The 26,147-nt window shown below is 44.0% G+C and carries 24 protein-coding genes and 1 pseudogene; 5 read left to right on the top strand and 20 right to left on the bottom strand.

The annotated features are described in order from the left end of the window. Positions 1–80: 80 nt before the first annotated feature. The 19 genes from DN752_RS04540 to DN752_RS04630 form a co-directional block, all read right to left on the bottom strand. Positions 81–2,582, bottom strand: coding sequence for a heavy metal translocating P-type ATPase (locus DN752_RS04540; RefSeq protein WP_015268170.1), 2,502 nt, complete (start codon positions 2,580–2,582; stop codon positions 81–83). Then, complete coding sequence (locus DN752_RS04545) at positions 2,579–3,007, bottom strand: MgtC/SapB family protein (RefSeq protein WP_015268171.1); 429 nt, start codon at positions 3,005–3,007, stop codon at positions 2,579–2,581. Before DN752_RS04545 ends, DN752_RS04540 begins: the two co-directional genes overlap by 4 nt. A 15-nt stretch (positions 3,008–3,022) precedes the next feature. Further along, positions 3,023–3,913: a bestrophin family protein gene (locus tag DN752_RS04550; protein WP_112782874.1), complete on the bottom strand. Its 891-nt coding sequence runs from the start codon at positions 3,911–3,913 to the stop codon at positions 3,023–3,025. Between the two features lies 1 nt (position 3,914). Beyond that, the gene (locus DN752_RS04555; protein WP_245949457.1) at positions 3,915–5,801 is read right to left on the bottom strand and encodes an FTR1 family protein; all 1,887 of its coding nucleotides are present in this window, start codon (positions 5,799–5,801) and stop codon (positions 3,915–3,917) included. Positions 5,802–5,937: 136 nt separating this feature from the next. After that, on the bottom strand, positions 5,938–7,872 hold the full coding sequence (locus DN752_RS04560; RefSeq protein WP_015268174.1) for a heavy metal translocating P-type ATPase: 1,935 nt from the start codon (positions 7,870–7,872) through the stop codon (positions 5,938–5,940). A 41-nt stretch (positions 7,873–7,913) separates the two neighbouring features. After that, entirely contained in the window at positions 7,914–8,336 is a 423-nt protein-coding gene (locus DN752_RS04565; protein WP_015268175.1) for a Fur family transcriptional regulator, read from the bottom strand. Continuing rightward, positions 8,333–8,884: a hypothetical protein gene (locus tag DN752_RS04570; RefSeq protein WP_015268176.1), complete on the bottom strand. Its 552-nt coding sequence runs from the start codon at positions 8,882–8,884 to the stop codon at positions 8,333–8,335. The genes DN752_RS04565 and DN752_RS04570 overlap by 4 nt, the downstream gene beginning before the upstream one ends. A 2-nt stretch (positions 8,885–8,886) precedes the next feature. After that, the gene (locus tag DN752_RS04575; RefSeq protein WP_015268177.1) at positions 8,887–9,276 is read right to left on the bottom strand and encodes an AlbA family DNA-binding domain-containing protein; all 390 of its coding nucleotides are present in this window, start codon (positions 9,274–9,276) and stop codon (positions 8,887–8,889) included. Between the two features lie 151 nt (positions 9,277–9,427). Continuing rightward, positions 9,428–9,787 carry a zinc-ribbon domain-containing protein gene (locus DN752_RS25300; protein WP_052331482.1) on the bottom strand — a complete coding sequence of 120 codons (360 nt, stop codon included), beginning with the start codon at positions 9,785–9,787 and terminating at the stop codon, positions 9,428–9,430. A 2-nt stretch (positions 9,788–9,789) separates the two neighbouring features. After that, a complete protein-coding gene (locus DN752_RS25305; RefSeq protein WP_373289271.1) occupies positions 9,790–9,927 on the bottom strand; it encodes a P-II family nitrogen regulator in 138 nt (45 codons plus the stop codon). A 3-nt stretch (positions 9,928–9,930) separates the two neighbouring features. Next, positions 9,931–10,131, bottom strand: a complete 201-nt coding sequence (locus DN752_RS25310) for a P-II family nitrogen regulator (RefSeq protein ID WP_373289270.1) — start codon at positions 10,129–10,131, stop codon at positions 9,931–9,933. 102 nt (positions 10,132–10,233) lie between these two features. After that, entirely contained in the window at positions 10,234–11,457 is a 1,224-nt protein-coding gene (locus tag DN752_RS04590) for an efflux RND transporter periplasmic adaptor subunit (RefSeq protein ID WP_112782876.1), read from the bottom strand. A gap of 48 nt (positions 11,458–11,505) precedes the next feature. Further along, positions 11,506–15,918 (bottom strand): CusA/CzcA family heavy metal efflux RND transporter, encoded by a 4,413-nt coding sequence (locus DN752_RS04595; protein WP_112782877.1) that lies wholly within the window; start codon positions 15,916–15,918, stop codon positions 11,506–11,508. Positions 15,919–16,246: 328 nt separating this feature from the next. Further along, the gene (locus DN752_RS25235) at positions 16,247–16,567 is read right to left on the bottom strand and encodes a DUF6660 family protein (RefSeq protein WP_083892023.1); all 321 of its coding nucleotides are present in this window, start codon (positions 16,565–16,567) and stop codon (positions 16,247–16,249) included. Between the two features lie 323 nt (positions 16,568–16,890). After that, positions 16,891–17,331 carry an IS200/IS605 family transposase gene (tnpA, locus tag DN752_RS04610; protein ID WP_245949527.1) on the bottom strand — a complete coding sequence of 147 codons (441 nt, stop codon included), beginning with the start codon at positions 17,329–17,331 and terminating at the stop codon, positions 16,891–16,893. 191 nt (positions 17,332–17,522) lie between these two features. Continuing rightward, positions 17,523–19,466: a mercury(II) reductase gene (gene merA / locus DN752_RS04615; protein WP_112782878.1), complete on the bottom strand. Its 1,944-nt coding sequence runs from the start codon at positions 19,464–19,466 to the stop codon at positions 17,523–17,525. A 19-nt stretch (positions 19,467–19,485) separates the two neighbouring features. Beyond that, complete coding sequence (locus tag DN752_RS04620) at positions 19,486–19,824, bottom strand: heavy-metal-associated domain-containing protein (protein WP_015268182.1); 339 nt, start codon at positions 19,822–19,824, stop codon at positions 19,486–19,488. A 4-nt stretch (positions 19,825–19,828) separates the two neighbouring features. Further along, a complete protein-coding gene (gene merTP / locus DN752_RS04625) occupies positions 19,829–20,482 on the bottom strand; it encodes a mercuric transport protein MerTP (RefSeq protein ID WP_015268183.1) in 654 nt (217 codons plus the stop codon). Next, positions 20,479–20,856, bottom strand: a complete 378-nt coding sequence (locus DN752_RS04630; protein ID WP_112782879.1) for an ArsR/SmtB family transcription factor — start codon at positions 20,854–20,856, stop codon at positions 20,479–20,481. The genes merTP and DN752_RS04630 overlap by 4 nt, the downstream gene beginning before the upstream one ends. Positions 20,857–21,155: 299 nt before the next feature. Between DN752_RS04630 and DN752_RS25395 the strand changes: the two are divergent. Next, a pseudogene (locus DN752_RS25395) lies at positions 21,156–21,395 on the top strand (transposase); the annotation flags it as partial. Positions 21,396–21,528: 133 nt separating this feature from the next. Here the strand turns inward: DN752_RS25395 and ltrA are convergent. Further along, on the bottom strand, positions 21,529–22,743 hold the full coding sequence (gene ltrA / locus DN752_RS04640; protein ID WP_112782880.1) for a group II intron reverse transcriptase/maturase: 1,215 nt from the start codon (positions 22,741–22,743) through the stop codon (positions 21,529–21,531). Positions 22,744–23,524: 781 nt separating this feature from the next. On the opposite strand from ltrA, the gene DN752_RS25320 reads away from it, so the two are divergent. The 4 genes from DN752_RS25320 to tnpC all read left to right on the top strand — a co-directional run bounded on the left by DN752_RS25320 (position 23,525) and on the right by tnpC (position 26,131). Beyond that, on the top strand, positions 23,525–23,725 hold the full coding sequence (locus tag DN752_RS25320; protein ID WP_373289281.1) for a helix-turn-helix domain-containing protein: 201 nt from the start codon (positions 23,525–23,527) through the stop codon (positions 23,723–23,725). A 56-nt stretch (positions 23,726–23,781) separates the two neighbouring features. Continuing rightward, positions 23,782–24,069, top strand: coding sequence for an IS66 family insertion sequence element accessory protein TnpA (tnpA, locus tag DN752_RS04650; protein WP_112782882.1), 288 nt, complete (start codon positions 23,782–23,784; stop codon positions 24,067–24,069). Continuing rightward, entirely contained in the window at positions 24,069–24,410 is a 342-nt protein-coding gene (gene tnpB / locus DN752_RS04655; RefSeq protein ID WP_015268187.1) for an IS66 family insertion sequence element accessory protein TnpB, read from the top strand. The genes tnpA (DN752_RS04650) and tnpB overlap by 1 nt, the downstream gene beginning before the upstream one ends. 170 nt (positions 24,411–24,580) lie before the next feature. Continuing rightward, the gene (gene tnpC / locus DN752_RS04660) at positions 24,581–26,131 is read left to right on the top strand and encodes an IS66 family transposase (protein WP_112782883.1); all 1,551 of its coding nucleotides are present in this window, start codon (positions 24,581–24,583) and stop codon (positions 26,129–26,131) included. Positions 26,132–26,147: the final 16 nt, after the last annotated feature.

Consider the following 26,147-nt stretch of genomic DNA (forward strand, 5'->3'; position numbering starts at 1 on the left):
GTCCGTAACTATTGTTACAAGGTGAAGAACCCTGTCCAGCTAATGAAAGCAGTTGACTATGTCTTCAATTTTCACCGATTCTACTTTTTATAAGCCAACAACCTCAATGCATTAAATACTACTACCAAAGTAGAACCTTCATGGATGAGTACGGCAGGACCTATAGTTGCAATACCAGAAATTGTCAGTGGAATTAAAATACCTACAATTCCCAGACTTATCCACAGGTTTTGTTTGATGATACTCTTAGCATTTCTGCTCAGTGCGATGGCAAAAGGCAGTGTTTCCAGCTTATCGGCCATCAGGGCAATATCGGCTGTTTCCAGGGCCACATCACTGCCTGCTGCCCCCATGGCAATCCCCACAGTACTATTGGCCATGGCCGGTGCGTCATTTACGCCATCACCCACCATCGCCACTTTGGATTCATTTTTTTTGAGCTTTTTAATCGCTTCTACCTTTTCTTCCGGCAGCAAGCTGCCCCAGGCATCCGTGAGACCGATCTCTTTGGCCACTGCATCGGCTACTTTCTGGTTATCACCCGTAAGCATGATCATACGCTTGATACCAATCTTTTTGAGCTGCTCCAGGGTATTTTTAGCTTCCTTTCTGGGCGTATCCATCAGGGCAATGATACCAATGTAGTGGTCATTCTGACGGATCAGCATTGTGGTATTTCCATCTGATTCCAGTGACTTAACCTTTTCTTCCGTTTCCTTCTCTGGCTTATTGTCATCCAGGGATTCAAACAGGTCCAGATTGCCGATGTATACTTTGTCATCACCCAAGGTAGCCTTAATCCCCTTACCAAGCACCGCTTCCAGGTCTTTCGCATCAGGCACATCAGCACCATCCAATCGCTCTTTCCCATCCCGTACCACGGCTTTTGCCAGGGGGTGGTCGCTCAGGCTTTCTACAGCTACTGCTATTTTCAACAGTTCGTCCTCTTTTACATCACCTACAGCAACTACTTCAGTGAGCTTAGGCTTTCCTTCTGTTAATGTTCCGGTTTTATCAAAAGCCAGGGCGGTGAGTACACCCAAATCTTCCAACGGACGGCCGCCCTTGATAAGCACCCCGCTTTTGGCTGCCCGGGCTACTCCACTTAGCACTGCACTAGGGGTCGCAATGGCCAAAGCGCAAGGGCTGGCAGCCACCAATACAGCCATTGCACGGTAGAAGCTTTCGCTAAAACTTTCATCAATGACCAGAAAAGCAAAATTGAGCAACACGACCAGTACCAATACAGAAGGCACAAAATATTTCTCAAATTTATCAGTAAGGCGCTGTGTAGGTGATTTCTGGGTCTGGGCTTCATTCACCAGTTTCACCAGGCGGGAGAGCGTAGAGTCCTTTGCTACTTTAATCACTTTGATTTCCAGCGTATTGTTGCCATTTATGGTACCCGAAAATGCACGGTTCTCATCTTTGATATCATCTTCCTGTGACCAGTCTTTATCGGGATTATCCACCGGTTCTTTATCTACCGGCACACTTTCCCCGGTGATAGGCGCCTGATTCACGCTACTTTGTCCACTAATTACCACCCCATCAGCAGAAATCTTACTGTTGGGCTTCACCACAATGATGTCACCAATGCTCAATTCCTCAATACCGACTTCTTCGGTCTTACCATTTCTCTTGAGCAATGCCGTTTTAGGAGCGAGTTCTGCCAAAGCAGCAATGGATTTACGGGCTTTGTTCATGGCGTAGTGTTCCAGTGCATGGCCCATGCTGAACAGGAATAACAATAAGGCGCCTTCCGCCCATTCGCCAAGAATAGCCGCTCCAATGGCAGCCACGAGCATCAGGAAATCAATTTCAAAGCCTCCTTTGGCCACTGTTTGAATGGCTTCTTTGGCTGTAAAATAGCCGCCAAAGAAATAAGCTCCGATATAAAGTGAAAGACTTACCCAGGAAGGCACAGCTTCGATATAAGTAAGCCCAAAGCCAATACCTAATAATGCTCCGCAGATAATGGAAAAGATCAACTCTGTATTTTTACCGAAAATACCGCCATGCGAATGATCATGATCTTCACCTTCCTCATGGACATGTTCCTTATTACCTTCCTTTTGATCTTCGCCTTTTTCAGTTTCTTTTACCTGCTCAAGAAAACGTTCAGCACTCACCTGCGTATCGGGCATATCAAGCCCGTCTTTTCTCAGGGCTTTCAGGATTTCGGCTTCATCTGTTTTGGCGGTATCATACTCTACCCGCACCATGCCTGATGCCGATACAGAGGCTTCCATAATACCCGCTATACCTCGGAGACCACGCTCAATGTTACGAGCATGGCGTGTATGACGAATACCATCTACTTCTATGAGTTTATGTCCAAATTTTCGTGTGATTTCTGCCCCGGTTTGCTCGGCCAGCGACTGAATGCGGTCTATAGAGATCAACTCAGGGTCGTAGTGAAAGCATAGCTGGGGTACGCCATTGTCTGTTTCGTCTGCTATATGCACTTTTTCCAATCCCTCTTTGTTTTTAAGACGCTCGATGAGTTTTGCCACACATTGGTCCTTCTCATCGGGGACTTCTGGCAGGAGGAGCGGTATTTTTATTTGTAGTTTTTTCATTTTCTAATATTTTTCTTTTTTAAAAAAGGGAAATGCTGTGAAATCAATAATAGAATAAGCAAAGCGGATGTGACACTCACGATAAGGTACATGCCATATCCAATAGCAATTCCTACAGCAGCAGTGACCCAAATAGTAGCTGCGGTTGTCAAACCTGAAATGAAATTTTTGGATCCATCTCTGAAAATAATACCCGCCCCCAGGAAGCCAATGCCTGAAACAATATTGGCAACAATTCGGGTCTGATCTGCAACTTCAATGTGGGAGTTGATAATTGTGACTAAAGCCGCACCCAGGCAAACGGCAGCATACGTTCTGATTCCTGCGGCATGCCCGTCAATTTCCCTGTCGAGTCCTATCAAAACACCAAGTACCAGGGCAACAAGTAGTCTGGGTATGAGCGTTATTTCAGTTTGAAAATCCATTGTTAATATTTTGTGTTATAAAACATAATAGTCTGTCGGTTTTTTCTTTTCAGGAACATCCGTTTCTCCAATCATTTGCTTGATGTTTATTTCTATCGTTTCCGCCAGGTCTGTCATGGGCGTGTCCAAAGGCTGGTTCTCAAAAGGATCCTGCATGAGAATGGAGTTTTTTTCGATGGCAATAAAAATGATCGGTATACCAATAGTCAGGCCTATTTCTACTGCCAGGTATTCATCTGATAAGCCAAACGGTAGCATGGTAGCAAACACATAAATGATCAAATGGATCAACAGGCTGTGTGCTTTGGGGAAGACCGTGTTTTTTATGCGTTCGCACTTGCCCATAGAATCACATAACCTGGCGATGGTGCTATCGATTTGCACCTGCTGAAAATCATTAACCATCTTTTTTTTCTTTGCCTTCAGTAAGGTTTCAGAATGTTCTGACAATAAAGCATTTGGAATATTAAAAGCTTCGGTCTTATTGGATTCTTTATATTTAATGACCCTGTGGGAAAAAGGTAGTTTTCTTAGTGATTCCCCAAGCGCATAGCACCAAATGATCTGACGATTGGCCATTTCCGCAACCAGGGCTTCATAGCTATCGTTGCCTCTTTTAAAAAATGAAACACACTGCCGAACCAGTGTCCTGGAATCGTTTACAATAGCACCCCATATAATACGGGCTTCCCACCACCGCTCATAGGCTTGATTGGTTCGGAAACCCAACAGTAAGGCTACCGCAGTACCAAAAACAGCAGTGACGCCAATAGGAACCGAAATTTTGTCAAGAAATCCGTATTGATCGAAAATACCTACCACGACCGCATAGGAGGAGATAAGTACAATATCAACCTTAATGGTTTTGATAAAGTCAAGTATGGATATTCTTTTATTTAAGAGCATTTTAATTCAGTTTTGTTGATCTGATTTTGGTTTTATGGTTACTCCAAAAATAGAGCAACAGCATGAGCACCAGCAGCGCTACTTGTGCCGCTACTGTTTCAATAGTGGGATATATCCCCAGCAAATCTACACTCACCGATACAGGAAAACCGGTAACGGATAGCCAGCCGGCTTCCTGAATGGAATGAACGCCTTTACCGATCAGAATTAATGCCAGTAAGGTAATTGCCCAGGCCGAATAGCGAAACAACTGCCGAACAGGTATCTTCTTTGAATACCTTACAAACAGGACAGCAAACAGGGAGATCATTACAAAAGCAGCCAAAACCCCCAATCCAATAGATGATTGATGAGCCGGTTGTGTTTCCAGGCTGATAGCCTGTAAAAACAATATGGATTCAAAGGCCTCACGAAACACAACCATAAAGGAGAAAAAAGCAATACCAAACATCTTGTCTTTTTTTAGTTGCTTGCCTATTTTTTCTTCGATAAACTTTTTCCATTTTTTGGCATGTGAGTGGTCATGCAGCCAGAACCCAACGAAAGCCAGGACGATCACTGCCACCAGCGAGATCATTCCTTCCATGATCTCCCGGTTTTTACCACTTATACCAATCACCCAATCGGAGAAAAACCATCCGGCCACTCCTAACAGTATGGCGGTTATCCACCCTCCGTGCACCCAGGGTATAGCCTTTTTTAGTCCTGATGAACGAATGAGGGCCAGGATGAGGGCCAGGATCAAAAATGCTTCCAGCCCCTCTCGCAACATAATGGAAGCTGACAGTGCGAAGGATACCCAATAATTAAGTTTTTTGTCCTGCATGAGTTCCTCTGCCTGCCCCAGCATGGCAAGGCCATTGTCAATTTCCTTCTCAACTTGTGCTTTATCACCTTTATTTTCGATTACCTCACGAATCTTAAACATTTGCTGCTCCAGGCGGGCTGTAAAAGCAGGGGCATTGGCCTTTAGTCTTGCCTCCGAAGGCTCGATACCCTCCAGGTAAGCTGCCAGGGCATCTTCACGTGCAGAGGAGTAGCTGCCGGATGTATAATTTTGCAAGGCACTTTTTAAATAATTTCTTGCTTTATCAAGCGAATATTTTTGTGCATTATCCCCGGGAGATTGTGTTCTCAGTGCAGTTAACAACAGCTCTTTGTCAGCGCTATCATTATTGCTCAGCCGTTTGACCAATTCCACATCAGAGAGGGTAGCCACCTCCTCTAAATTCACTGTATTGTTTGCCCGATCAAACTTCTGTTGCAGCTCGCTATTTTTGTCAGCTTGAGGTGTAAAGCGGAGGGCTTTTATATAAAATGCCAAATCCCAAATCTCTTTATCGGATAAGGTGGCAAAACTCTGCATGGCAGTGCCTTCCACACCCAGTTTTATAGTGTTATATGCCTGAAAGGACGAGATTTCCTGCATCAGGGTATCGTTGAGAAAATTGGTAGGAGCTGGTTTTAAGCCAGCTGCCAACTTACCGTCTCCCGCTCCATTCACTCCATGGCAGGAAGTACAATTCTGTACATATAAGCTTTTTCCGTTTTTGAGATCAGGCCATATCAGGGGAGCCGTTTTAAGACCGGTAGTTTTGATAATATCTTGTCTGGTCTGCTGGGCTAAGTTATAAATACTTTGATGCGGAGCTTTTTTTTCTATCTGCTTACCTAATTCTTTTAACTGCGACAGCATACGGAGTTTATCATCCTGTGGCAGCTTACTTTCTTCAATGAGTACATACACTTTGTCACTGAATTCCTGCATTTCTGCAAACTCGCCTTCGTCTATTACTTCGCCATTTTGCACTGCTGCGGTATAATCCCTTGAAATGTAGTCCAGCAAATGAATGCTAGTTCGCAGGTTGCTATCATCCTGGCTTGCCATTGCGTTGTATGGAAAAATGCAAAGCAGTACACCTACCGTAAAAATTGTATATAATGAGTTTCTTATCATTTCTATTTAGTCCTTTAAAACCTCTCTAATTACATTTAGCTATCTATTAAACACACTACAATTTGGTTTAAAACTTCATTTTCTGGATTCTGATAGCATTCAAAATAGCCAGAAAGGCCACACCTACATCTGCAAACACAGCTTCCCACAAAGATGCTAACCCTATGGCTCCCAGGATCATCACTATTAATTTCACCCCGAAGGCCAGGGCAATATTCTGCCAGACTACATTACGTGTAGATCTACCTATTTTTATAGCCCTTGCAATTCTTGAAGGCTGATCTGTCTGGATGACCACATCGGCCGTTTCAATCGCCACATCACTTCCGAGCCCACCCATGGCTATCCCCACATCACTGACTGCCAAAACGGGTGCATCGTTGATCCCGTCACCCACAAAAGCAATGCTGGCTGATGGATCTTTCTTCATTTCCTCCACCTCATGAAGCTTATCTTCCGGTAACAGGCCGCCTTTGGCTTGTTCTAAGCCCAATTCGTTTCCAATTTTTTCGGTAATAGACGGCTTGTCGCCCGACAGCATAATGATTTTCTTAATGCCGGCATTATGCATTTGCCTTACAGCTTCTACCGCATCTTCTTTCAATTGGTCGGCAATGGTAACATAGCCGGAAAATTGATCATCAATGGTGATCATCACGATAGATTCAACGATGGTATCTGTCTCCGATGGGACATCAATGCCATGAGCTGTCATTAATGCTTTATTGCCTACTAAAACAGTTTTATTATTAACCTTACCTTTTAATCCTTTTCCACCTATTTCGCTTACCTCAGAGGCTGTATGATTCTGCCCATTTAATTCATACTCCATAATGGCACGTGCAATCGGGTGGGTCGACTGCTCCTCCAGGGCCAACAGATAGGACATCATTTCATTTTCGGAAATACCTACCGGTCTGATCTCTTTGATCTTAAACACCCCTTTGGTAACGGTGCCTGTTTTATCCATAACCACTGTATTTACTTTAGTTATGGCATCAAGAAATGAGGCTCCCTTAAACAGGATACCGTTTCTTGAGGCTGCACCTAATCCCCCGAAATAGCCCAGTGGAATAGAAATTACCAGTGCACAAGGACAGGAGATTACCAGGAAGATAAGCGCTCTGTATAACCAATCCTGGAATACGTAATTATCTACAAAAAAGTAGGGGAGAACGGTGAGGCAGATGGCAAGAAATACCACGATAGGGGTATATACCCGGGCAAACTTTCTGATAAAAAGCTCCGTTTTTGATTTCCTTGCCGTGGCATTTTGTACCATATCCAATATCCGGGCAATGGAGCTGTCGTTAAATTCTTTGGTCGTTTCCAGTTCTATTACGCCTTCAAGGTTGATGCTTCCCGCAAAAACCTTATTTCCTTTATATATAGTGTCAGGTTTACTTTCCCCTGTTATGGCTGCCGTATTGACGCTGGCCTTTTCAGACAAAAGGATGCCGTCTAAAGGTATTTTTTCTCCTGTTCGCACCTGAACCTTTTCCCCGATATGCACCGTTTCCGGGTTTACCTCTACAAAATCATTGTCCCGATATACCAAAGCGATATTAGGCCGTACATCGAGTAAGGCCTTTATATTGCCTTTAGCCCGTTTCACCGCAGCATTTTGAAAGAGTTCACCTACCGCATAAAACAACATCACGGCTACACCTTCCGGGTATTCACCGATGGCAAACGCTCCTAATGTAGCAATGGACATCAGGAAGAATTCAGTGAAAAAATCACCTTTCCTGATGCTTTCCCAGCCTTCTTTGATCACGGGAAAGCCCACAGGAGCATAGGCTAAACCGTACCATACAGGGCGAACCCACCCCTTAAAAAATGGTAGTAGATTAAAGTAGTCCAGTGAGATACCGACTATCAGCATTGCAAAACTTACTATTGCCGGAACATACGTTCCTAACTTCATTTTACTTTCAGAATTTCCGGTGGATACCTTCTTTTTATTAAGATCTCTCAGATTTATTTTTTTCTTTTTTGTCATAATGCAAACAGTTCAAAATGGTTTTGCTTCGAAGGATATTTTTAGCCACTGCATTGTGAACAAACACCCTTTACTACCAGGTTGGCTTCTTCTGCCTGATGGTTGGGTGGTAGGACAATTTCTGGTATTTTATAGCTGTACAGGCATTTGGTTTCCCCACATTTTCTGCAATGAAAATGCAAGTGCAGATCTCTTTCTATTTCACATTTACAACCTGTTTCGCATAAAGCATACTTAGGCACTCCGGTACCATCATCAATGCTATGCACCAGTCCATTATCTTCAAAAGCTTTTAGCGTTCTGTAGATGGTAGTTCTATCAGATTTCACAAAGTCCCTGTATAGATCAGTAAGACTTACTGCTATTTCGTGATCCAACAAGTACTCTAGCACAAGCAGTCGCATGGCCGTGGGTTTTATTTTATGTTGCAATAGGTTTTCTTCCAGTTCTTTTATAGTGCTCATAGCTCATTTTTTCTAAGTATTACCTGTGTAAACTGAATCTTTAGTGTTTTACCTATTTCCGGTAAAATTGATTTCAGGCCGATTTCGTTTGTGTCAACATCTCCGGTAGCGCTTAGCCTACAGGCTATGGCCTCACCTCCGTTAAAGTGTTTCAGGTTGCCTGAAAGAATTACCTCAAATGTTCTACTTCCCACTATGACTTTTAAAGGCCAGCTAAATGAAATAGGTAAATGCGGCTGGCTAATAAAATCCTCAGCGGGGATCATTCCGGTAAAGGATATCAAAGATTCTTCATCAGCAACATTGTTAATTTGTTCATTTAAATAACCGATACCAGTATTCATTGTTTTTATATTAAGTCTACCTGAAATTTCTTTGGTATTGTAATCTAACACAAGAAACAGCTTATGGCTTTCTGCAATTATTTTTTCATCATCTATTTCGGCCACCATGACGATATGCCCCTCGGTAGTCCGGTAAAGGGATTGGCCAACAGCCAGCCATGTTGGACCAAAAAATAATAGCATAATAAATAATTTCTTCTCCATGGTTAACGACCATTTAAATTTTCTTCGATGTAATTGAGCGCTTCAGGTATATCAAGTTCACGCGTACCATTTCCTGTACGGATATAAAAGTGTGAACGGTCGTCCTGATGCAGATAGACCGGAGAGTGCGCATGTTTAATCTCAAGATGACAGACATCAAGCCCTTCTATTTGGTAAAAAGAAACATCTACCAGAGAGCAATAATTTGTCCCTAATTTGGTGGAGATCAGTTGCATTATATACTGCTCAAAACCATCTCGTCCCGGTTTTTTCAAACAACGGTAGTTCTCGACCAAACCAAGTGGTTTACCCTCGTCATCAATACCAATAAAAAGATTCCCTCCCCGGGTGTTCATAAACCCTGCAATTGTTTTTGCTACTACATCTTCCATTGCCTTATCCCTCCATCTGTTTTGTCCGGGAATAGAGTATGGAATTAAGAAAATCCAGAATATAAGGATAAGCCACAGGATCCACCAAATCCAGTGCATTCCTCAGAAATACCAATCATACATCATAACTGTAGATTTTAGGGTTAAACATTTATTTACATTTCGGACACCAACTCCCCTGAACTACACTATCAGCAGTAGCCTGGAAACGATGACCGTTTTTACACTGCCACCTGAGTGTCGTTTTGGAGTTTATGTATTCCCTGGAAATACATTTACCTCCCTTTACTTTAGCCAGGGATTGCATCTTCTCTATTCCGTGTGGAACGTTGTTAGCACATACAGGACACCAGCTTTTTCTGATTTTCACACTAAAAGGGGTGGCCTGCCATTGATGACCTTTTGCACATTGCCACCACAATTTGGACTTGCTGTTGATATATAAATCTGATAAACAAAGTCCGCCACGTTCCCTGGCTAATTGCTGCATTTCTTCAATAGGAGTTGACATAACTACTTCATATCAAATCTTTTGATAGACTTTCCGGTCTTTATTCTGTAGGCATCCTCTATTTCAGAGATGTAAATAATGCCATCGCCCGGATCAGGCGTTTGGGCTTTTCCGCATATCAATTGCACGGCTTTTTCCATTTCTTAATTTTGGCACACAAGCTCCAGCTTTACTATCGGGCTATCGGTAAAATGAAAGTCCAGGGAAGGAGAAGCATCAGGGTCTTTATGAGCACCTGTTCCCTCACCTTTGGAGACTGTAACGCTTTCAAATCCTGCATCTCGCAGAGATTCTACCACTACCTGCACTCTTTTCGGTTTTATAAATGCTTTTATTTCTTTCATCTTTTTTTCTGTTTTTTGGATTATTTAATTCTTATTCAAAGTTGACAATGGGCAAAAGGCAGTTGGCCAACTAATCCTGCCAACTGCCCTTTGCCAACTGATTTAGTGGCTATGAGAAGTCTGGCTTTTCTTCATTTCAGAAATCAGGTAATAGGCATTGTTCCAGGCAACCTGGGTACCATCCGGAAGCGGCTCCAACAATTTAATTTCTACCCAACCGTCTTCATTAATACCTGTTCGTACTTCCACTGCTTTAAATGCCCATTCGGTCTTCCCATCTTCTTCATGTGCTTCTGCCATAAAAATATAAGGCTTGCCTTCTTCTTCTATAATGGCGCTTTCAGGTAAGGCCTTTACCTGAGTATTTCCGGTACGTATTTTACCATTGATGTACATCCCCGGGATCAGAAAATCTTCCTTTTGATCTATTTCTGCATGTACATGTACGGCTTTTGGCTTTTGTTCAAATTGTTTTCCTACTGAATAAATTTTGGCAGTCAACGTATTTCCCGGAACAGATTCCACAGTAAAAGACAACTTTTGTCCTTTTTTCACTTTGTGAACATCCTTTTCAAAGACCATTAGGTCGGCATGGATATGGTCTATGTTGACGATCATAAACATCACTGTTTGAGGATCAACATACTGTCCCAGTTGAACTTTTACCTTTTCAACGTAGCCTTTGATCGGGCTGACCACAGGCACGTACTCATAGATGTCTCCTCCTTGAATATTCTCAATATTCAAGTTCAGTTGTTTTAACTGGGCTTCATAGCCTTTCACTTCTCCCTTCATGGAATTGTAATCAGCCAATGTTTCCTGATAAGTTTTCCCGGAACCTACTTCTTCCTCATACAGTCTTTTTTGCCGTTGCATTTCCTTTTCCAGATATTGAAACCGACTATATGCCTTTACATAATTAGTTTGCAAGTTCGTCAGGTTAGGGTGGGAGAGGTATGCCAACACCTGTCCTTTTCTCACCTTGTCTCCCTCTATCACTTTTATGGAGTTTACATTTGCTCCCAGGATGGCCGTAACTGTCGCCTCATGCTGGGGTGGAACTTCTAACTGGCCATTGGCTTCTACCACGCCCGATAGTGAACGGGTGGGTATTGTGTCAATCTTGATGCCCAGACTTTCAAATTTAAGATTCGAAAGGTGGACCTCGGCCATGCCTTCCTCATTATGACCTTCCTCTTCATGTCCTCCTTCATTATGCGCTTCATTGGAAGCTTCTCCCGCCTTATCAGCCGAATTGCTTTCGCATGCCGTAAATACCGATACTATCAGTACCAGCGCTAGTATATATATGATCTGCTTTTTCATTATACTTATATTTTTAATCTGATAATTTATCCAGGTTTTATTAAATGCTTAATTTGATGTTTTTAAGAAGTATTCCAGTTGGTAGCGGCTATCCAGGTAGTTGCCAAAGGCATCCCAGGAGTCCACTTCTATGCGAATGGCATCTCTGATGTTTTGCAGGAAGGCCACATAATCAATAGCACCTTCCCGATAGGCGGTAATAGCCCCTGACCGCTGATCTGCTGCCAGCGGGAGCGCTTCATCACGGTAATAGACCCAGGAGTTGTGCCATTTCAAATATTTTTCCTTGGTATTCTGATAAGCAGTGTTGATTTCCAGTTGGGTTTGTCGCAGGTTTTGGCTGGCTATATTCCTTTGGATCTTTGCAGACTGTGTCCTTCCAAGTTCAGGTCCGAACAATAATGGAATGCGTATCCCAATCTGATACTGATAAAATCCCGACTGTCCGGCAATTTGCTGCCGGCCATACTGACCTTGCAACTTTGGAAGAAACTGCGAGCGCCTCTCTTTGATCGTGGCATCCGCTACATTTACCCGTTGTTTTGAAACATTAAGTAAAGGATGACTCATAAGTGAATCAACAACATAATTCAGGGGTCGATCCAACTGGTTGGCCGGAATATCCGGTACTGTAAACAGGGTGTCATTGGCAAACCAGAGATTGAGGCGTTGCAGTGAACTCAAATAATCCCGATAAGCCTGTTCTTTCTGTATCTGTACCTGATTGGCCTGATTGGAAGTAGCGAGGTATTCCAGTTTGGAAGAGGCTTCCGTTTCCAGCCTTATCCTGGCTGCCCTTTCAATATCTGTAAAAATAGAATCGAGATGCTGATATACCTGGTAGGTGTTTTTCGCAGCATAGACCATGCCCCAGGCGCGGCTTACCTCAAGCTCCAGCTCAATCACAGACAGGTCAAGGGCTTTTTCAGCCAGGGCTACCCTCTCTTTTTGCAGTTTGAGCTTTGGCGCTATTCCAAAAATGTCAATTTGCTGCTGTTGGATACCGATTTGGGTATAAACTCCTTCAGCACTCACATCCGAACCATTACCCACCTCTTCTTTCCCGGTAAATATTTGGGTATTACCAAAATCCCAGGCAGTTTTCTTCAGCATCTCCTGGTTTTCTATTTCCAGACGTGCCGATTGAATTTTAGGATAACTTTCTACAGCCCGCTTCCTGGCCTGTTCTAATGTGATCGTAGGTAAACTGTCTTGCTGCTGGGCATTAGCCACTGCCGGTAATCCAAACAATCCACCACAAACGAAAAAAACAATGATCACATTGGCATTCGGAGCACTCAGACTTTTTCCTTTTTCTCTCCTTCCCTCTACAAATGTGTATAGCACTGGCAGCACTACCAGCGTAAGCAATGTCGCAGTAAGCATGCCACCAATTACTACCGTTGCTAATGGTCGCTGAACTTCAGCTCCCGCAGATGCTGAAAATGCCATCGGCAGAAATCCGAATATGTCTGTTGTTGCAGTAAGCATAATAGGCCTGATTCGTTCTTTTGTTCCCGTTAGAATTCTTTCTCTAATACTCGTCACGCCTTCTTCTTTCAATGAATTGAAGCGGTTGATCAGTACCAGGCCGTTCAACACAGCCACCCCGAAAAGTACTATAAAGCCAACGCCTGCCGAGATACTAAATGGCATACCTCTTATCCATAAGCCAAAAACTCCCCCGATAGCTGCCAAGGGGATAGCCATATAGATCATAATGGATTGAGAAAATGACTTTAGGGCAAAATATAACAATACAAATATCAGAAACAGGGCGATAGGCACAACAATCTGCAGCCTGCTTTTAGCCCGCTGAAGATTTTCAAATTCCCCACCATAAGTAATGTAGTAACCGGGCGGTAAATCCAATTCTGCATCCAGCTTTTCCTGTATGTCATTCACCACTGATTCTACGTCACGCCCCCTGGTATTAACTCCAACATAGGTTCTTCTATAGGTGTTGTCACGTGATATCTGCATAGGGCCTGGCATATAACTAATATCAGCGACTTCTTTGATGGGTACTTGGGTGCCATCAGGCAGATCAATGTAGAGTGTGCGCAGGTCATCTATACTTTTACGGTGAGCCTCGTCAAAGCGGATGACCAGGTCAAAACGCTTTTCCCCTTCAAAAATGACTCCTGCAACACCTCCGGCAAAAGCAGAGCTCACATACTCATTAAGCTTTTGAATAACCAGGCCGTATTGTGCAACTTTATCCCTGTTGTAGCGGACGGTCATTTGAGGAAGCCCAGATGTCCGTTCGGGGTTAACATCCCCGGCTCCAGATACGGTAGAAATAATATTAGCCATCTCCTGCACTTTTTCGGAAAGCACTTCCAGGTCTTCACCATAGAGTTTAACGGCAATGTCCTCCCGTACTCCTTCCAGCAACTCATTAAAACGCAGTTCTACGGGCTGAGTAAATACCAGATTTACCCCTGTCAGATGGGTCTCTAGTTTATCCTTTATTTGCTCAATCAGCTCGTCCTTGGTTTCAGCAGAAACCCATTGATCTTTATCTTTTTCTAAAATGAGGTACATGTCTGCTATATCCATCGGCATGGGATCAGTAGGAATATCTGCCACTCCGATTCGGGCAGTTACTGTTTTTATTTCAGGAAAACTTTCCAATAACAGGTTCTCTATCTTGATGGATACTTCTTTTGATTCACTTAAGGAACTTCCAGGCCTGATGAGTGCCTGCATGGCGATATCTCCCTCATCAAGCTGTGGAACAAATTCCCCTCCCATTCTTGAAAAAACAAACCCGGCTGCTCCCAGCAGTACAATAGCCACAATAATCACAATGGCTTTAAAACGAAGAGCTCCTTTTAATAAAGGCAAATAAACTTTTTGTATGCTTCCAATTATCTTATCGCTCACCCTCTCTAACCAACGTTCGAAACGGCCAAACCAGTTTTTCTTGTTTTGGATGGGTTTCATGAATAAGGCCGACATCATCGGTACATACGTCAGGCACAGGATGATGGCACCAATCATGGCAAATCCAAAGGTGTAGGCCATAGGCTGGAACATTTTACCTTCCACACCGGTGAGAAACAAGATCGGGGCAAATACAATGAGGATGATAATCTGCCCGAAAAAAGCGGAACCCATCATGGTACTTCCTGCATCATAAGCCACCTCATCCATCAAGACCTGATTGAACTTAATTTTCCCGGAGCGTATGCGTTTCTGAATTTCGTAAACCGTACCTTCTATGATAATCACCGCCCCGTCAATGATGATCCCAAAATCAATGGCCCCGAGACTCATTAGGTTGGCCCAAACATTAAATTGCTTCATCATAATGAAGGCAAAAAGCAGGGAAAGCGGAATAGTAGTCGCAGTGATAATTCCACCACGAAGGCTACCCAACAAGATCACCAATGCGAATATTACAATCAGCGCCCCCTCAAAAAGATTGGTTTTCACAGTATCAGTAGTTCTGGAAATTAAATCACTACGATCAATTATAGTGTTGATCGTCAATCCCTCCGGAAGCGATTTCTCTACCTCTTCCATGCGCGCTTTCACATCCTGGATGACCGCATTGGGGTTGGAGCCTTTCATCATCATAATGATGCCGCCGACGGCCTCTTTTCCATCCTGGGTAAACGCCCCGTATCGTACCTGATTGCCGAAATGCACTTTTTCTGCCACATCACCTATGGTGACCGGGATTCCATTTTCCGTCTTTATGACTATTTTTCTGATATCATCCAGCGAGCGTACAAGTCCTTCTCCACGGATGAAATTGGACATGCGATTCTTTTCAATGTAAGCACCTCCGGTATTCACATTATTTCTGGCCAGGGCTTCATATACCTGAGAAATGCTCACGTTCTGCGCGTTGAGTTTTTCTGGATTGATGGCCACTTCATATTGCTTGATATAGCCACCGAAAGAATTTACTTCAACCACACCATCAAGCAAAGTCAGTTGTCTTTTTACAATCCAATCCTGAATAGTGCGCAGTTTCATGGGTGAATACTGATCCTCATAACCTTCTTTGGGTTGAATGGTGTATTCGTAAATCTGGCCTAAACCTGTAGAAATAGGCCCCATAGTGGGACTACCAAATTTTTCAGGAATAGTCTCCTTTAGTTCATTTAATTTTTCCTGCACCAACTGCCGGGGTTTGTAGATCCCCATTTCGTCTTCAAAAACAATGGTGACTACTGATAGGCCAAACCTTGAAATAGACCGAATTTCGTCCACACCTGGCAAATTACCCATGGCCAACTCTACCGGATAAGTCACAAATTGTTCTATATCTTCTGTGGCAAGGTTGGGCGAAACGGTCATCACCTGCACCTGGTTGTTGGTAATGTCCGGGACAGAACCCAGATTGACCGTGGCCATGGAGTAGATCCCCACACCAATGAGGGCCAGCGTCAGCAGACCCACGATGAATTTATTCTTTATAGAAAAAGAAATGATTTTATTGATCATATGACTTTTAATTATTTAATATGGACAGAGAAGAAGTGGTGAATTCTTTCCGCAATACCTGCCAGCAAGACAGCGCACACCAACCCAATAAAAAACCACTTTAGAATCTGTTTGAATGTGATTCCCTTCCTTCTCATTTTCCTTTTTTTCGATTTGCTTTTATTCAATTTTTTCAACTTTCTGAATAAGATTGGACACAGTGAAAGGATACCTTTTATGGTAAAGGCTCATTAAAGAAAATAACTAGGGAGTAAGTTTAAATGCCTGCCCAGTCCTGATAAAAGGGCTTTATCAAAAGGGCATATTTATCCTGTCAGTCAGAAAAGGATTATGATATTGGGGGCTTAAGAAATTCGGAGATTTCAATGCTTTCGAGTCCCTGGTAGTGGGAAAAAAAAGTAACAGGTAACTTCACGGGATGTGAAAATACTACTTCTGCAACGGGGAAAAAGTGCAAGTGACAACAATGACAAACACACAACGGAGAACAACCATCCCCACCCTGATTATGCTCATGGTTGGGATGGTTATCTGCAGTATTTACTACGGTAACATTTTCCTTATCATCATTAAGCGGAACAGAATCTGCACAGGTCATCCCTGCAAGGACTATGAAGTATAAGCTTAATATGTAACACGCGATTTTCACTATGCAATTATACGTAATTATTCGATGCAAGGGTATTGCAAAGTTGTATTAAGAAAATAAACCAAAAAATTATATAGTTTGCTTAAAAATTCATTTGCGGTTGTTTTTAGAAGTAACTGGAAATGCCAAATTGAAAACCACCAATCATGGCCGGTGGATTTCCAAGAATATCAGTTTCTTGCATATGCCTATAATTTAGACGAATTACGGTTTGAGAAGTTGGCCTGAAACTAACGGCTGGTACTATTGCCCATAAATCATCCCCAATATTTCCACCTGTTTCAGTAAATAATCCTCGGGGCAAGCCCACGAGGCATTATTTGTCAATCGAATATTTTTAGTTGATAATTGGTCTTTAGTTTTTTGTATTCTTTTTCCAGCCCCTGACTCTTAACATAATTAGCTATCTTTTCCTCAGTTCCATGTTGGCCAACGGTATTGACAAAGTACCCTTTACCCCAAAATTCTCCGCCCCAAAGCTGCTTTTTCACCTCTGGGCATTGTTGAAATACCTCTCGGACTAGCAAACTCTTTATCGTTCTCACAATCTTAGTTTTACTATAGGTGGGAACCGATTGTATAAGAAAGTGTACGTGGTCTGCATCTGTCCCGATTTCTAGAAACTTAATCTCATATCTTAATTCTATCTGTTCACAGGTCGAAATCAATACTTGATCAACCCCCTTGCTGAACACTACACGTCTATATTTTGCTGCGCAAACTACATGATACAGCAAAACTGAAACATTATGACTCTTATGGATTTACTTACTATCTTGGGACATCGAGTCACAAGATAGTAAAACGAGGCAAGCCTCGGGGAATTAGACCCTAAGAGATTAAAAAAAAGGCTATTTGCCCCTTTTCTTTTGAAGTATCATTAGGACAACTGCTAACATCAGTAGTGAACAGCATAAAAAATGTAACAGTCCAACTCCTAAAAATGTCATATCAATTAACTGGCACAACAACTCAATTCTGACACATCTTTATTAAAGGTGATGGCAGCCAGTTTCACTCCTTCTGATAAGGTCAGGTAAGGGTGAAATGCATCGGCCAGTTCCTGAATAGTCATTCCGGCTTTAATTGCCAGACTGACTTGCATAGCCAATTCGCCTCCCTCAGGAGCGATGATTCGTCCACCAATAAGTTTATCTGTCTCACTGTTTCTGATCAGTTTGATAAACCCCCGCGTGTCCAAAGCTGCTTGTGCACGTGGCACCTCGGTTAACGGCATCACACTGGTTTCATAAGGTATCCCTGCTTCTTCGGCCTCCTTTTCGTCCAAGCCAGCCCCTGCGATCTGCGGATCTGTAAATACGACCCATGGAAGGCCTGTATAATCGACCATATCGCCGGTGCTTTGGAAAGCGTTTAATACAGCGACCTTTCCTTCTTTTGCAGCGGTATATACGAATGCAGGTGTATCGGTACAATCCCCTGCCGCATAAATGTGGCCTACATTCGTCTCCTGTTTAGTATTGACTAAAATATGACCTGTTTTATTGAGATTGACACCAGCGTTTTCAATCGCCAGACCGCTGGTATTCGGTCTGGTTCCTGTGGCTACCAGCACATGAGAAGCTTCAAAAGTCCCCTCATTGGTATGGGCCACTATGGCATCTCCGTTCTTTTCGAATTTTTGAATACTGACATTGGTATGGACCTCAATGCCTTCCTCTGTAAAATGGGATGTCAGGTCATCCGTAATATCGGCAGCCTGTGTTCGTAGAATTCTTTCTGACCGATGCAACATGGTGACCTTAGTGCCAAAGCGATGATATGCCTGGGCAATTTCCAACGCAATGTATCCGGCTCCAAGCACGATTAAGTGTTCGGGCTGTTCCTCCAGGTCAAACAGTGTTTCATTCGTCAGGTACCCAACATCCTCTAAGCCTGGCAGGTCAGGCACATTGGTTGTGGCGCCAGTTGCCAGCAAATACTTCATGCCTTTGTACGGCTTTCCATCCACTTCAATGGTGTGCGCATCCACGAACCTGGCCCAACCCTCCAGAATAGTGATATTATCCAGGTCACCCACCACGCCCAGGTATTTCTTCTTTTGCAGGGCTGCCACCAATTCTTTTTTCTGTTGTATGGTAGCCTTGAAATCAAAAGTTGGATTTGCGCCTGACACGCCATTAAAAGGCGAATGCTGCGCCCGGTGAACCTGCTCTGCAGCTCTGATCAAATGTTTGGAGGGTACGCAACCCACATTCACACAGGTGCCGCCAATGTCCAGTCCGGCATTCACCATCAACACGGTCAACCCAAGTTCATTGGCCGTAGTGGCCGCTGAAAATGCCGCAGATCCTCCACCTATGATGATCAGATCGTGTTGCCCGGGATCTGCGCGTTCCAGGTTGCCGTTTCCTCCAATTTCCTTTTGTACTTTGTAATTGCCCTCCTTGTTGATCGTTTCAATAATTTCCTGACGGCTTATTTTATCGGGGTTGAAGATAAATGTGCCTTTTTCATCGGCATAACTCACCGATTTGGAGATCAAACCTTCATGGCCTTCAAAGCGCTTCTCAATGGAGGTGGCGCAATGGTCACAGGTCATCCCGGAAATGCTAAACGTTACTTCTTCTTCAGTTCCCTGACCATTTGATGATGCAGGCAATTCCTTCTTAACGGAGTAATTGCCCATGCCGTTAATGGTATCTATGATCTCTTTCTTTGAAACCTTTTCAGGATCGTAGGAGAATATTCCCTTTCCCTCCGGATAGTTTACCTTCTGACTTGCTGTTCCAACAAGATGACCAACCTTTTTCTCAATACCGGTGGCGCAATGATCGCAGGTCATGCCTTCTATTTCCAGCACAACTTCCGATAAACTTTTTTGTCCTTCACCGATCTTGTTACTCTTAGGAGTAAACATATTTCTTATTTTAACCATGCATGTATTAGTTTTAATTCTAATCATTTTTCCCAGTGTATAGTTCAGCTTTGTAAGCAGTTTTTTCTTTGATAGATGCAATGAGCTTCTCCGGATTGGTCTGTTTGGGATCATATTCCACCACTGCGATATCCCCTGGATACTCCACCGATTTGTCGATGACGCCCTTTGTTTCTTTTAATATCTTGTAAAGGTGATTGGTACAGCCGGCACAGGTGAGCTCGGTGACTTTCAGTTTAACCGTCTCGTTTTCCTGAGTAGTACTGGCTTTTTCAGTTTTTTGTGAATCGGTAGATTGTACTATCCCATGTCCTGCAAGTAAAAAGACGAATGCCAGGCTTAAAATTATGGTTTTCATTATTTTATTGATTTAAAGTTTTTTCTTGTATGATTTTCTTTTCAGTGACTTTATAGCCTGTAGCTTCCTCTACCGTATCAGCCAATTGATCAATGGATACTTTTGTTTGATCAAACTTTACCGTTGCAATACCACTTTTGTAGGACGAAGAAGCTTCGAGAACACCTTCACTATTATTAAGCGCTGCATTTACGCTATGCTCGCATCCGGTGCAGGTCATGCCTTTGACCCTCAGCTCAGTATTCAGAATATCATCTTCTTTTACCACGATAACTTTATCGGCTTTGCTGTTGTCCGGGAAAAAGATGCCGGAATAGGACGGAAAAGCAAGCATCAATACCGCAAAGACGGTAACGATTCCAAGAAACTTTTTGGACTGCCAAAAGGAGGGACGCTCATTCTCATCACAGGCACAGTCGATTTCCTCCTGAGTCCTGGGTCTTAATTTCTGATACCAGGCAAAGCCCAATACCAAAACTGTAAGGCCTATTAAATAAGGTCTAAATGGTTCCATCCATGAAAAGGCCGAAGCAATGCCTCCTATTCCTGCCAGCGTAGCAAAAACCGGGGTGATACAACAAAGTGAGGCAGTAAAGGCTACTAACAATCCAGCCCCAATACTTTTTGATGAGGTATTTGATTGGTTTGAATTACTCATGATATTGACTCCTTTTTGTTATTATTATTAAGCAGGCTGTCTAATACAGGTCTTATTGCTTGGATATTATCTTCCACAATAGAGTAGAACACGGTTTGTCCTACTTTCTTGTATTTAACGAGCTTTCCATCTTTCAGCTTTCTTAAATGTTGGGAAATGCCACCGACAGATATATCCAAAATATCGCTTAGATCACAAGGACACATTTCACCTTCTTTATGAAGTAGAAAGAGAATCTTAAGCCTTGCGGCATTTCCTGAAAGGTTGAAAATCTGAGTGGCCAAATTCAACTGTTCTTCAAGTTTGTAGAGTGTTTTCTTGCACTCCTTGATTTGAACAGGATCGGCCAATACTCTGATACAATTATTGTTCATGTTTTAATATTTTAGCTATTACTAAAACTAAAACGTAAAGACAGGGAAAAAGTTCAATATTTTAGTAAAAACTAAACTAATCAACCTCAATTCCTTTGCTATGTAGCCTCTTTGGCCAGTTAAATGACTTAATGAAAAATGTCGGTGAGGCTGTCTCATAAGTCATCTTTGGAAAAAAGTAAAAGCTACACGAAAAATCGGGTAGCCATTTTTAGGTTTTAACTCGAAACTGTTATTTTTGAGGTGTGCAAAAAACCAAAGACAAGTTAGTCCTAAAAGACTACAATCCCAACCAGTTGATGTTTCTTCCACCGTCATTGGGGGAACTTTTGCCGTCAAACCATCCGGCACGCACAGTAAGTGTGAAAGTGGACAAGATCTCCATCCCCCCATCCTCGAGCAATACCCTGATCTGGGGGGCAGTAGCTCCCATCCCCGTATGCTGCTGAAGGTGCTGGTGTACGGCTACCTTGAGAACTGTTTTTCCTTCCCGTAAACTTGAGAAGGCCACAAGGGAGAATATCGCCTTCATGTGGCTTCACTACCTGGTTGGTTGCCATGCACCGCACACATCTAAAAAACACAATCCATCTAGGGTATTTTTCACCAAATCCATCAAAAAAGCCCTCCAAAAGAAGGGCTCCATTACTTTTACAGAGACGTATTCCAGTCCTAAACTATTTTTTCCAGGTAGAGCGGTTCGTTGCCTCCCCGCCTGTTCAGCCATTTGTGCAACAGCCGTTCAACACATCTGTGATACTTGTTTAGACTTCTGACATTGAAGGTTACCCCATAATAGGCATAGTGGCCTCGAAGCCTAACGTTAAGATCACAGATCAACTCCTTTAATTTCCTGTGCCTGTTGCCTTTGATCCAATCGCCTGTTTTGGTAATAGCCATCACCAGCTTCTTGCTGCTTGTCTTTCGTTTCAAGACTAGCCTTCCTTTACGTGTCTTACCCATATAGTGGGCAAAACCCAGAAAATCAAAGCTTCTTTCTCCACGTATATTAGTGTTCAGATCGATAACCTTTGTCTTTTCCGGATGTAGTCTAAGCCCATATTTTGTAAATCGTTTGTCGAGAACAGCCATGACACGCTTGGCATCTTCTCCTTTTTCAAAACCCATCACAAAATCATCGGCATACCTCACCATGAAACTTTTACCTGTTAACAGGGGCTGGATTTTATCCGAAAACCATTCATCCAGCACATAATGAAGATAAATATTGCTCAATATTGGTGAGACAATACCGCCTTGCGGCGTTCCTCCCTTCGGATAATGCAACTGCTTATCTTCCAGTATTCCTGCCTTGAGCCATTTATCCAGCATTTTGCGCACCACGCCATCTTTCACCCTACGGTCTAGAAACACACGTAACAGGCCGTGGTCTATGCTCCCAAAGTAATCCTGGATATCTGCATCTATAATATACCGCATCCTTCCATAGCTTACTTTCTCGAACATGTACTCTATGGCATGGTGACAGGATCGGTTTGGACGGAATCCGTAGGAAAACTCTTTAAAGTCTTCCTCATAAATCGGCTCCAACACGCTCCTGACACTCGGTTGAAGTACTTTATCCTCTATGGTGGGAATCCCTAGCGGACGCTTCCCCGTTTTCCCCTTCGGAATATACACCCTGCGTATCTGTGGTGCCTTGTACTCCCCTGATTTAACTGTCCTCAGTAGTTCCGGAAGCCGGTCCGGTAGGCGTAACCCATACGCATTCCAGCTTTCTCCGTCAACCCCTACACTACTGGTTTTATTCAGCTGTCGGTAACTGCTGGTCAGCAACTCCACATCTATGTACTGATGTAGGTTCGTCAGGGCTTCCCCTTTGTGTTTGCTAGCCCGATCTGCTATTTGTAATTTGTGTGTTGACATTGGTCTTCTTGTCTCTGGTACAATTAATGTTTCTAAACTACAATTCCGATTTAAGGTATCCCCCTTTCCTACTTGCTGGCTTTCTTGGGATAGATTTCCCAGCGTTCAATCGGTACTATGGGGATACTAAGACTGCCTTCGCCCTTCTCCTTCCCTTCAGTTTCCTTCGGTACAGATACCTTGCGGCAATGCCTCTTCTTAACGTCTTATCAACTGGCATTGCTTACTTGACAGACCTGGATGGTTACTGTGTGGTCAATCCTTATACCAACTGTTCGCTTGGAGGCGGGAGGCTCTCCCATGTTCCATGCAACCCTTATCTGCCTTTGACCAGGTCTCAGACCACGACCAGGCTGTGACTACTTGCCTTTACTCTCTCGCTGTCATCAATGTTGTTCCAACTCATTTAACAGTTAAAACCCCGGTATTGCAAATATTTCGTGGCTCTATACTGGCCTTCGGCAGTCGCTGTCTACGCTTCATGCCATCGTCTCCAGTGACTATGCAAGACTCGCTTCCGTTGGGTGGCTAGCCCTTGACGGGACACGCTACTTACGTGACTGGGTTACTGTAAGATGTTTTTGATATAACTATACGCCTTATATCTGTCCCCATCTTATGGACTTGCATGGCGCAATAAAAGCGTTTGCCGTGGGAGAAGAATGACTATTTTAACATTGAATTTATTCGACCACAGACAACCCTATCCTCAAAGGAAAGTATTGAGCAAGACCAATAAATAAGACAGGATTACGAACGATTAGAGAAAGAAAAACAAACCATCCTTTTATACTTACTTGAAAAAGGAAAAATCTCAAGGAAAGAAGCCGGTAACTTAATGGGATTGAAAAACACAAAGATTTACGAAATTCTCGCCAAAATGGTGGTCCAAAACCTTATTAAAAAACAGGACAAAGGGAGAGCCACTCCCACAAACTATAAGGCCTTCTCTCCAAGCTTCCCCAATGTAACCACCTTATAAAGTACAAGTTTCATAGCGTGTTTTGACCACCTAGCTTTCTGGAAAAACTAGAAGTTATGAATCTACAAGCAGAAATGGCCTCTCTGGTCGAAGAGTTTAAAACCACCGGTCTAACACAAAAATCCTTCAGTGAGCAAAAAGGGATCGGCTTCCATAAATTCAATTATTGGTACCGAAAACTGAGGGATGAACAGCCAGCGGGAACCACCGGCTTTCTACCGGTCCGTACACAGGGCAGCAGTGTTCCTGCAGAGGCGATGGAAGTGGTCTACCCGAACGGGGTAAAGCTGCGTGTGCCGGCCAGGGACCTATCGCTGTTGTCGGGCCTGATCAGACTGTACTGATGTTTTCTCTGGGCTCCCAGCACCAATATTTCCTGTACCGTTCCCCGGTTGACATGCGCAAAGGGTTCAACGGGCTTTACGGGATGGTCATCAATGAACTGGACCGGGACCCTGTTTCCGGGGAAGTGTTCGTCTTTGTCAACCGCCACCGCAACCTGATCAAACTCCTGCACTGGGAGAAGGGCGGTTTCGTTGTCTATTACAAACGATTGGAAAAAGGCACCTTCCTGCTCCCGGAGGACAGAGGTGACGGCGTGCTGGAATGGCCCGAACTGGTGCTGATGGTCGAGGGCATCCAGGTGGACGGCTACCGGCAGCGTCCCCGGTATATCCCCGGTTGATTTTTTTTACTGACCCGTGTTCAGCTTTTCGGGGCTGTATGCCCTTCTGTTAGTCCTACGGGCAGCTTTTTGAAGCCAGAATGGCCGAAATCATCTCCTGAGGGTTTTTTCCACAGGGGCTGTGGAAAAAAAGTCCATGGTTTTATAAGCAGGAGGTTTTATTTTCGGGCATGTCAAAGCCACTCGACCAGTTGACCAAAGCCGAACTGCTTGCCCTGCTGCAAAAGTCAGAGCAACAGGTGGCCGACCGTGAGCGGGTGATAGCCGAGAAGGAACGTATCCTGGCCGAGAAAGAAGCTTATGAGAAGCAGTTGTTGGCCCTGATCGAGAAGTTCAAGCGCATGGCCTTTGCCCAGAAGCGGGAACGCTTCGAGGGGAACAAGGACCAGCTGAACCTGCTCTTTGAACCTACCCAAGAACAAGAACAGCAACAACAGGAAGGGTTTTCCCGCAAAGTAGAATACATCCGTAAGAAACGCCCCGCCCATACGGGCAGACAGCCCTTGCCTGACCACCTTCCCGTAGAAGAGATCGAGATCCATCCGGAAGGGGACCTTTCCGGAATGGAGTGCATCGGCAAGGAAGTGACCGAAGAACTCGACTATATCCCTGCCCAATATATCCGCAGAAGGTACATCCGTTACAAGTATGCACCAAAGGACAGGTACAGCAGTGCCGGGGTAAAGATCGGCCTGTTGCCGGAAAGGGCCATCCCAAAGGGCATCCCGGGTTATGGGCTGCTCACCGACATCCTTACAAGGAAATACCTGGAACATATGCCGCTGTACCGGCAGGCACAGCGGTTCAAACGGGAAAAGATCCCCATAGCGCCCACCACACTTGAGGGATGGGTGAAACAGGGCCTGGAAAAACTAGAGCCCCTGTACGACTGCCTGGTGGCCGACACCAAGGCCATGGGCTATCTTATGGTGGACGAAAGTACCATCCGGGTATTGGACAGCGACAAGAAGGGCGCCTGCCACACGGGCTACTATTGGGTATACCATAACCCATTGGAAAACACCGTACTCTTTGATTACCAGCCTACCCGGAGCAAGGGAGGCCCCAGTGCCATACTGGAAAACTTTCAGGGCTACCTGCAGAGTGATGGCTATGCGGTGTACGAACACTATGCGGCCAATAAGGAGATCACCCACCTGGCCTGCTGGGCGCATGCGCGAAGAAAATACTTTGAAACCCTGGTGGAGAACAAGAAGCTGGCTTCCGAAGCCCTGGGCTTTATCGGCAAGCTCTACGATGTGGAAAAAAAGGCCAAGAAACTGAACCTCTCTGCCGAAGACCGTAAAAAGCTCCGTTTGGACGAGGCCTTGCCGGTGATCAACAAAATGTCCGAGTGGATCAAGAAGCAGCTTCCCAAGGCCCTGCCCAAAAGTGGGCTGAGAAAAGCCCTGTTCTACTCGGCCAATAGATGGGCCGAACTGTCCAATTACCTGTATGACGGGGAACTGGAAATCGACAACAACCTGGTGGAACGGGAAATCAGGTCCATGGTGGTCGGCCGGAAGAACTACCTGTTTGCCGGTTCCCATAAAGCGGCCCAAAGGACGGCCATGATCTATTCCTTCTTTGGGATATGCAAGCTACATGACGTGAATCCCCAGCAGTGCCTCGAACATGCACTGAGAAATATCATGACCATCAACCATAAAAACATCAGGGATCTATACCCGCAAAACTTCAACTTCACAACACGGGTTTAATAGGGCGGTTACTCCC

It is taken from the genome of Echinicola strongylocentroti (genome assembly GCF_003260975.1).
Lineage (GTDB): Bacteria > Bacteroidota > Bacteroidia > Cytophagales > Cyclobacteriaceae > Echinicola > Echinicola strongylocentroti.